The sequence below is a fragment of the Streptomyces sp. NPDC029014 genome, from assembly GCF_055564695.1.
This window is the reverse complement of record NZ_JBVHVT010000016.1, coordinates 114,622-122,388: the sequence shown is the minus strand read 5'-3', so window position 1 is coordinate 122,388 and position 7,767 is coordinate 114,622. Positions and strand designations below refer to the sequence as shown.

Here is a 7,767-nt window from a genome sequence, read left to right as displayed (position 1 = left end):
TCTGGCGTTGATTTTTGGCACGCTGTTGAGTTCTCAAGGAACGGACGCTTCCTTTGTACTCACCCTCTCGGGCTTTCCTCCGGGCTTTCGTTCTTGCGTTTCCCACTCTATCAGAGTGTTTCGCGCTTCGCTTTCCAGGTTCTTCGCTTTCGCGTTTTCCCTTTCCGGCGATTCCGACTCTATCAGAACCTTTTCGGCCTGACTCCCAGTCAGCGGGATTTGCTGCGCGGGCCGTTGGCCCTTGCGGCGAGTGAGACATTAGCGGATTCCTTGCCCCCGAAGCCAATCGGCGGCTGCGTCCTAGAACGCGGATTCCTCATTCGCACATACGCATGAAACGAGACGGCAGACTGCGCCGTTCGTTCGAGTGTGTAGTGCGGGATGGCTGTCCGGGGACCGACCAGAGTCGGCGCTCACGTCGGACAACTCGAAGGACTTTACGGATCGCGTACGGGCGTGTCAACCCTGGGACGAAGGTCATCCGAGGCGCTAGCCTGGCCCCCATGAACTCGCATGCGCTCACGCTCAACCTCCGTTGGTGGGCCGCCTGACGGCGGCCGACCTTCCACGCGAGCACGCATGCGCTCACGGCCGCCGCCCCCGGCGGCCGTTTTTCGTTCTCCCCCTCCTGGGAGTGGCCGGTCGCCGGATGCAGCGGCACCCACACCACACCGACAGGGACAGACAGGGAGACGGACATGGCGCGGATCTTCAGTGGGATCAAGCCGAGCGGCCATCTGACGCTGGGCAACTACCTGGGCGCCGTACGGCAGTGGGTCGCAGCCGAGCAGAAGCCGGACGATGCGCTGTTCTGCGTCGTGGACCTGCACGCGCTGACGGTCGAGCACGATCCGGCCCGGGTACGTCGGCTCAGCCGGCAGGCGGCGACACTGCTGCTGGCCGCCGGGCTGGCGCCGGAGAAGTGCACGCTGTTCGTCCAGAGCCATGTGGACGAACACACCCGGCTGGCGTACCTGCTGGAGTGCACCGCGGCCGACGGCGAATTGCGGCGGATGATCCAGTACAAGGAGAAGGCGGCGCACGCGCAGTCCTCGGGGGCCGGTGTGCGGCTGTCGCTGCTCACGTATCCCGTGCTCATGGCGGCCGACATCCTGGCGTACGCGACCGAGGAGGTGCCGGTGGGCGAGGACCAGCGCCAGCACGTGGAGCTGACCCGGGACCTGGCCGTGCGCTTCAACCAGCGGTACGGGCACACGTTCACGGTGCCCAGGGCGACGCTCCCCGAGGTGGCCGCGCGGGTCATGGACCTGCAGGACCCGAGGTCGAAGATGGGGAAGTCGATGGGCGGCGGGCCGGGTGTGGTCTACCTGCTCGACGAGCCGGACGTGGTGCGGCGCAAGGTGATGCGGGCGGTGACCGACAGCGGGGACGGCGGGGTCGTCTACGACCGGGAGGGCAGGCCCGGCGTGGCGAACCTCCTCGACGTACTGGCCGCCTGCACCGGCGGGGATCCGGCGGTGCTCGCCGACGGGTACGACGGGTACGGGGCGCTGAAGCGGGACGTGGCCGAGGCGGTGGTGGAGGTGCTGCGGCCGGTACAGCAGCGGCACGCCGAGCTGGCGGCCGATCCGGGGCTGGTGGAGGGCGTGCTGCGGGAGGGTGCCGGGCGGGCCCGGGCGTTGGCGCGGCCGATGGTGGACCGGGCGTACGAGGCGATCGGGCTGCTGGCTCCGTAGCCCCGCGGCCCGCCGCCTGCCCGGGCCCGCCGTACTGCGCGGCGGGCCCGGGCGGGTGCGCGACGGGTCAGCCGGTGCCGGAGGCCAGTTCGCGGCTGCGGTCGCGGGCGGCTTCGAGGGCGGCGATGAGGGCGGCGCGGACGCCGTGGCGTTCGAGTTCGACGATGGCGTTGATGGTGGTGCCGGCGGGGGAGGTGACGGCCTCGCGGAGCTTGACGGGGTGTTCGCCGCTGTCGCGGAGCATCACGGCGGCGCCGATGGCGGCCTGGACGATCAGGTCGTGGGCCTGGGCGCGGGGCAGGCCGAGGAGGATGCCGGCGTCGGTCATCGCCTCGACGAGGAAGTAGAAGTAGGCGGGCCCGGAGCCGGACAGGGCCGTGGCGGCGTCCTGCTGGGACTCGGGGACGCGGAGGGTCTTGCCGACGCCGCCGAAGATCGCCTCGGCGTGGGCGAGGTGCTCGGCGGTGGCGTGGCTGCCGGCCGAGATGACGGACATGGCTTCGTCGACGAGGGCGGGGGTGTTCGTCATGACGCGGACGACGGGGGTGCCGGGGGCGAGCCGTTCCTCGAAGAAGGAGGTGGGGATGCCGGCGGCGCCGCTGATGACGAGGCGGTCGGCGGGGACGTGCGGGGCGAGCTCTTCGAGGAGCTTGCCCATGTCCTGCGGCTTGACGGTGAGGATGAGGGTGTCGGCGCGCTTGGCGGCCTCGGCGTTGCCGACGGCCTCGACGCCGTAGCGGGCGCGGAGCTCCTCGGCGCGTTCGGGACGACGGGCGGTGACGAGGAGCTTCCCGGCGGGCCAGCCGCCGCGGATCATTCCGCTGAGCAGGGCCTCGCCGATCTTTCCGGTACCGAGGACTGCGACTGTCTGGGTCATGCGGTGTCACCTCGCCGAACTGGGTGCGCGTACGTGTGCGGTGTCTGCTGCGTCTTCCTCATCCTTGCACCCGGGCGCGGTGGTGGGGGGTGGGTGTCCGCAGTGCGGGCGCTCAGAGAGCGGTCAGGGAGCAGCGGTCAGGGGTGGTCAGGGCGTGCGGCGGCGCAGGGTGGCCGCGCCGAGGGCGAGGACCAGCAGGGCGCAGGTGGCGACGATCAGGGAGTCGCGGACGAAGTCGGCGGTCATGTCGGTGTGGGTGAGGACCTGGGTCATGCCGTCGACGGCGTACGACATGGGCAGGACGTCGGAGATGCCTTCGAGGACGGGGTGCATGGTGCCTCGGGCGGCGAACAGTCCGCACAGCAGCAGCTGCGGGAAGATCACGGCCGGCATGAACTGGACGGCCTGGAACTCGGAGGCGGCGAAGGCGGAGACGAACAGGCCGAGCGCGGTGCCGAGCAGGGCGTCGAGGAGGGCGACGAGGAGGAGCAGCCAGGGGGAGCCGACCACGTCGAGGTCGAGGAGCCAGAGGGCGAGGCCGGTGGCGAGGAGGGACTGGGCGACGGCGACGGCGCCGAAGGCGAGGGCGTAGCCGGCGATGAGGTCGCCCTTGCCCAGCGGCATGGCGAGGAGGCGTTCGAGGGTGCCGGAGGTGCGCTCGCGCAGGGTGGCGATGGAGGTCACCAGGAACATGGTGATCAGCGGGAAGATCCCGAGGAGGGACGCGCCGATGCCGTCGAAGGTGCGGGGGCTGCCGTCGAAGACGAAGCGGAGCAGGGTCAGCATCAGGACGGGGACCAGCAGCATCAGGGCGATGGAGCGCGGGTCGTGGCGGAGCTGGCGCAGGACGCGGGCGGCGGTGGCGGTGGTGCGGGCGGCGTTCATCGGGGCTGCTCCTGGGCGGCGAGGCCCTGGGCGGGCTCCTGGTCGGCGGGGCCCTGGTCGGCGGGGCCCCGGTCGGCGGGGCCCTGGGCGGCGCGGGCGTTGGCCTCGTCGACGAGGCGGAGGAAGCCCTCTTCGACGGTGGCGGACTGCGTACGGGCGCGCAGTGCGTCGGGGGTGTCCTGGGCGAGGATGCGGCCCCCGCGCATGAGGAGCAGGTCGTGGCAGCGCTCGGCCTCGTCCATGACGTGGGAGGAGACGAGGATCGTCGTGCCGCGGGCGGCGGTGAGGTCGTGGAAGAGGTTCCACAGGTCGCGGCGCAGGACGGGGTCGAGTCCGACGGTCGGCTCGTCGAGGACGAGGAGTTCGGGGGCGCCGAGCAGGGCGACGGCGAGGGAGACGCGGCTGCGCTGGCCGCCGGAAAGGTTGCCGGCGAGGGCGTGGGCCCGGCCGGTGAGGTCGACGTCGGCGATGGCCCGGGTGACGGCGGCGCGGCGGCGGTCGGCGGCGGCGCGGCCGGGGTCGAGGACGGCGGCGAAGTAGTCGAGGTTCTGCCGGACCGTGAGGTCGTCGTAGACGGAGGGGGCCTGGGTGACGTAGCCGATGCGGGAGCGGAGCTCGGGGTGGCCGGCGGGGCGGCCGAGGACGTCGAGGGTGCCGGTGACGTGGGCCTGGGTGCCGACGACGGCGCGCATGAGCGTGGACTTGCCGCAGCCGGAGGGGCCGAGGAGGCCGGTGATGCGGCCGCGGGGGACGTCGAAGGCGAGGGAGTCGAGGACGGTCCGGAGGGTGCGGCCGGTGCCGCGGCGGACGGTCAGGCCGTCGGCGTGGACGGCGGGGGCCGGAGTCGGGGCCGGGGCCGGGGCGTCGCCCCGCTCCTGGTTATTCATCATGCGATGAATAATGCTCCTGGGGGTGCCGGCCGTCAACAGGTCGGAGGCGGCTGCGGCAGGAGCAAGGGAGGGGGCGTGCGGCCGGGCTACTTCTTGCGCTTGGGACGGCGCGCGGCCGGGTTGCCCGTACGGGTGCGGCGGCGGCGCTCGTACTCGGCGACGGCGCGCTCGTACTCGGCGCGGCGGAGCTTCTCGCCGGGGGCCTCGGAGAAGCAGCGCAGGAAGTACGCGATGAGGGAGCCGATGAAGCCGATCATCTTCAGGCCCTTGAGCGAGGCCTCGTCGGAGGACGGGGCCAGGCGGCGGCCGAAGGACTCCCAGGTCTTGAGGAAGGCGACGGCGCTGGCGATCGCGAAGAGGACGACGACGGAGATGCTGAGGAACGGGCCGACGTTGCCGATCTCCAGGCCCTCGTAGGCGAGGCGCAGCAGGTAGGCGGCGGCGAAGGCCGTGACGAGCGAGCCCACGCCGGCGGCGGCACGGCGGAGGGCGTAGCCGCCGTCGTGCTCGACCCAGGTGGTGCCGAAGAACGGGATCGGCTCCGGCTGCGGACCGGCGGGCGGGGCCGGGGCCGGGGTCGTCGCGGCGGGGGTCTGCTGCTGTTCGTCGCTCACACCGGCGATTATCCCCCGCCGCCGGCGGACGGCCCGGCGCGTCTCACGTGTCAGACGGACCGGGCCGCGGACCCCTGGTAGCCGGTGTCAGCCGCAGGGGGAGGCGACGTAGCCGTCGCTGCCGGTCCTGACGTACGCGTCGGAGACGAACTGGCCGTTGCCGACGCAGTCCCAGAGGCGGGTGGTGCCGTACGGTCCGCTGACCGTCTCGCCCTCCGTCTGGCAGCGGATCGTCACGGACGCGCCGTACGGGAGGACCTTGACGATGGAGTAGCCGGTGCCGGGGCCGCTGCGGACGTTCACCCGGTGGCCCGGTGCGACCGGGAAGGTCTGGAAACCGGACCCCGCGTCGAGGGCCTGGGCCTGGCTGGATTCGTTCTCTGCGGACATTGCGAAAACCCCCCTTTTGGCACTGCTGTGAACAACTCGCGCAGGGTAGCAGGCCCTTGGAGATTCACACGGGCCATCGACTAGGCTCCGGCGGGGGTGGTGAGCAGTGCAGTCACTGCACGCGGACTACGTGGGCTTTCCGGAATACGCCGGCCAGTACCGGCTCGAATCCGTGCTCGGATCCGGCGGCATGGGTGTCGTCCACCTGGCCACGTCCGGTTCCGGGCTGAAACTCGCCGTCAAGATCGTGCACCCCCAGCACGCGGTCGATCCCGAGTTCCGCGCCCGGTTCCGCCAGGAGGTCGCCGCCGCCCGGCGGGTCAGTGGGGCGTTCACCGCGCCCGTCGTCGACGCCGATCCCGATGCCGAGCGGCCCTGGATGGCCACCCTGTTCATCGACGCCCCCACCCTCGCCGAGCGGGTGCGCGAGAGGGTGCTCGACCCCGCCGAACTGACCCGGCTCGCGGCCGGGCTGGCCGAGGCCCTGCGCGACATCCATCGGGCCGGGGTGGTGCACCGCGACCTGAAGCCCGGCAACGTCCTGATGGCCCCCGACGGGGTGCGCGTCATCGACTTCGGCATCTCCCGCCCCGCCGACAGCGACCTGCGCACCGAGACCGGGAAGCTGATCGGGACGCCGCCGTTCATGGCGCCCGAGCAGTTCCAGCGGCCCCGGGAGGTGGGCAGCGCCGCCGACGTGTTCGCGCTCGGCGCCGTACTGGTGCACGCGGCCACCGGGCGGGGGCCCTTCGACTCCGACAGCCACTACCTCGTCGCGTACCAGGTGGTGCACGGCGAGCCCGACCTGGCCGGGCTGCCGCCGCAGCTCGCGCCGATCGTGGCCCGCTGCCTGTCCAAGGACCCGGCCGAACGGCCCACGGCCGACGCCCTGATCACGGCGATGCGCGCCCTCGCGTACCCCACGGGCGAGGACACCCAGACCTTCGTCCCGCAGCCCCGGCGCCCCGCCTCCCCCACCGCGGACGGCGCCGCCCGGCGCCGCGCCGAGGAGCCGACGCACCAGCGGGCGCAGAGCGCCGCCGAAGCCGCCGCGGCCGCCGCGATCGCTGCGGGCGCCCCCGGCGGCGCGGGAAGCGCGGGCGGCCCGGGCGGCGGGACCGCCGCGGGGGCGTCGGACCGCGGCCGGCGGCGGACGCGTGCGGCGGTCGCCGCCGCGGTCGGGCTGCTGCTGGCGGGCGGGGCGGCGGGCGGCGGCTGGTACCTGCGGGGCGACGACGCGGGCCCGCAGCAGCGGGCGGTCGGGGACGCGCGGTCGGCGCAGGGAGGACAGAAGCCGTTCGCGCCCTGGTCGCGGGAGCTGGGCCGGCCCGGAACCGCGGAGGGCGGGCCCGCCGGGAGCGCGGCCTCGGCCTGCTCCTGGGCCGACGGGACCCTGTACTGCTCGGGGTACGGGCTGGCCGCGGCCCGGCTGGACCCCGCCGACGGCTCGGTGGTGTGGTCCGTCCAGGCCTCCCCCGGCACCGTCGAGACCGCCGCCCCGCTGCACGACGCCGGACTCGTCCTGACCACGTCCGCCGGCAGCCGCACGCTGCGCGCGCTGGACGCGGCCACGGGGGCCGAACGGTGGAAGCGGGTGCTGCTGGCCGGGTCGCGGGTCGTGCCGGCCGGGCCGCGGGTGATGATCGCGCTGCCCGACGGCAAGGCGATCTCCGTGGACGCGGCCACCGGGGTCGCGCAGTGGACCAAGCAGTTCGGCGGGGTCGGCTCGGTGTGGTGCGCCGGCGATGCGCCGGCGGCCCAGCCGGGCGCGGCCCCGCCGCTGTACGTGGCCACCCCGGCCCCCGACGGGAAGTCCACCCAGGTGTCGGAGGTCGATCCGGTCGCGGGCACGGTGCGGGCGCTGGCCAGGACGACCGGCTCCGCGGAGCCGGTCGGCGTGGCCGGCGGCGGGCTGTTCCTGCTGGAGAACGACACGGGGTCGATGGCCCGGTCGGTGCTGCGGGTGGACCTCGGGTCCCGGGCGGTGCGCTCGGTCGCGCTGACGGCCCCGCTGCTCCAGGCCCAGGCGGTCGTGGCCCCGGACGGCACGGCGTACGTGTTCGGGGTGTCGGGCGCCCTGGCGGCGGTGGGCGCACAGCGGGAGGAATGGCGGCTGCAGACCGGGGTCACGGCGGCCTCGCGGCCCGTACTCGGTGGTGACGGCGACCGCCGGGTGTACCTGACGGCGGTCGACGGGCGGCTGCTCGCGGTCGACAGTACGGCCGGGCGGCTGGCGGGGCAGACGGCGCCGCGGATGGCGGCGGGGCGGGGCGCCTTCACGGCGACGCTGCCGGCGCCGGTCGCCGCCGGCGGGCGGGTGTTCTCGACCGCGCCCGACGGGTCGGTGTTCGCCGTTGACGCCCGCGATCCCGCCGCCTGGTAGCTCCGCGGGTACGGTCGGCCCGGCCCGGCGG

At 73.7% G+C, this 7,767-nt stretch carries 8 protein-coding genes; 3 read left to right on the top strand and 5 right to left on the bottom strand.

The window, feature by feature from the left end:
- Together ACZ4VL_RS11635 and trpS are read left to right on the top strand one after the other, a co-directional pair.
- On the top strand, positions 1-202 hold a 202-nt coding region (locus tag ACZ4VL_RS11635), incomplete at its 5' end, for a hypothetical protein (RefSeq protein WP_468198583.1).
- A 496-nt stretch (positions 203-698) separates the two neighbouring features.
- Entirely contained in the window at positions 699-1,697 is a 999-nt protein-coding gene (gene trpS, locus ACZ4VL_RS11630) for a tryptophan--tRNA ligase (RefSeq protein ID WP_468198581.1), read from the top strand.
- 67 nt (positions 1,698-1,764) lie between these two features.
- Here trpS and proC read toward each other — a convergent pair whose 3' ends face one another.
- The 5 genes from proC to ACZ4VL_RS11605 form a co-directional block, all read right to left on the bottom strand.
- Positions 1,765-2,574, bottom strand: a complete 810-nt coding sequence (proC, locus tag ACZ4VL_RS11625) for a pyrroline-5-carboxylate reductase (protein ID WP_468198579.1) — start codon at positions 2,572-2,574, stop codon at positions 1,765-1,767.
- A gap of 147 nt (positions 2,575-2,721) precedes the next feature.
- On the bottom strand, positions 2,722-3,459 hold the full coding sequence (locus ACZ4VL_RS11620; RefSeq protein ID WP_468198577.1) for an ABC transporter permease: 738 nt from the start codon (positions 3,457-3,459) through the stop codon (positions 2,722-2,724).
- Positions 3,456-4,349 carry an ABC transporter ATP-binding protein gene (locus ACZ4VL_RS11615; protein WP_468198575.1) on the bottom strand — a complete coding sequence of 298 codons (894 nt, stop codon included), beginning with the start codon at positions 4,347-4,349 and terminating at the stop codon, positions 3,456-3,458. The genes ACZ4VL_RS11620 and ACZ4VL_RS11615 overlap by 4 nt, the downstream gene beginning before the upstream one ends.
- Positions 4,350-4,435: 86 nt before the next feature.
- A complete protein-coding gene (locus tag ACZ4VL_RS11610) occupies positions 4,436-4,963 on the bottom strand; it encodes a hypothetical protein (protein WP_468198573.1) in 528 nt (175 codons plus the stop codon).
- Positions 4,964-5,050: 87 nt separating this feature from the next.
- Positions 5,051-5,353 carry an SH3 domain-containing protein gene (locus ACZ4VL_RS11605; RefSeq protein ID WP_404242252.1) on the bottom strand — a complete coding sequence of 101 codons (303 nt, stop codon included), beginning with the start codon at positions 5,351-5,353 and terminating at the stop codon, positions 5,051-5,053.
- Positions 5,354-5,459: 106 nt separating this feature from the next.
- Between ACZ4VL_RS11605 and ACZ4VL_RS11600 the strand changes: the two genes are divergently transcribed.
- Positions 5,460-7,736 carry a protein kinase domain-containing protein gene (locus tag ACZ4VL_RS11600; protein WP_468198571.1) on the top strand — a complete coding sequence of 759 codons (2,277 nt, stop codon included), beginning with the start codon at positions 5,460-5,462 and terminating at the stop codon, positions 7,734-7,736.
- Positions 7,737-7,767 lie beyond the last annotated feature (31 nt).

Coding starts and splice junctions, on each gene's coding strand:
- trpS (WP_468198581.1), top strand. CDS start 699: ATGGCGCGGATCTTCAGTGGGATCAAGCCGAGCGGCCATCTGACGCTG.
- proC (WP_468198579.1), bottom strand. CDS start 2,574: ATGACCCAGACAGTCGCAGTCCTCGGTACCGGAAAGATCGGCGAGGCC.
- ACZ4VL_RS11620 (WP_468198577.1), bottom strand. CDS start 3,459: ATGAACGCCGCCCGCACCACCGCCACCGCCGCCCGCGTCCTGCGCCAG.
- ACZ4VL_RS11615 (WP_468198575.1), bottom strand. CDS start 4,349: ATGATGAATAACCAGGAGCGGGGCGACGCCCCGGCCCCGGCCCCGACT.
- ACZ4VL_RS11605 (WP_404242252.1), bottom strand. CDS start 5,353: ATGTCCGCAGAGAACGAATCCAGCCAGGCCCAGGCCCTCGACGCGGGG.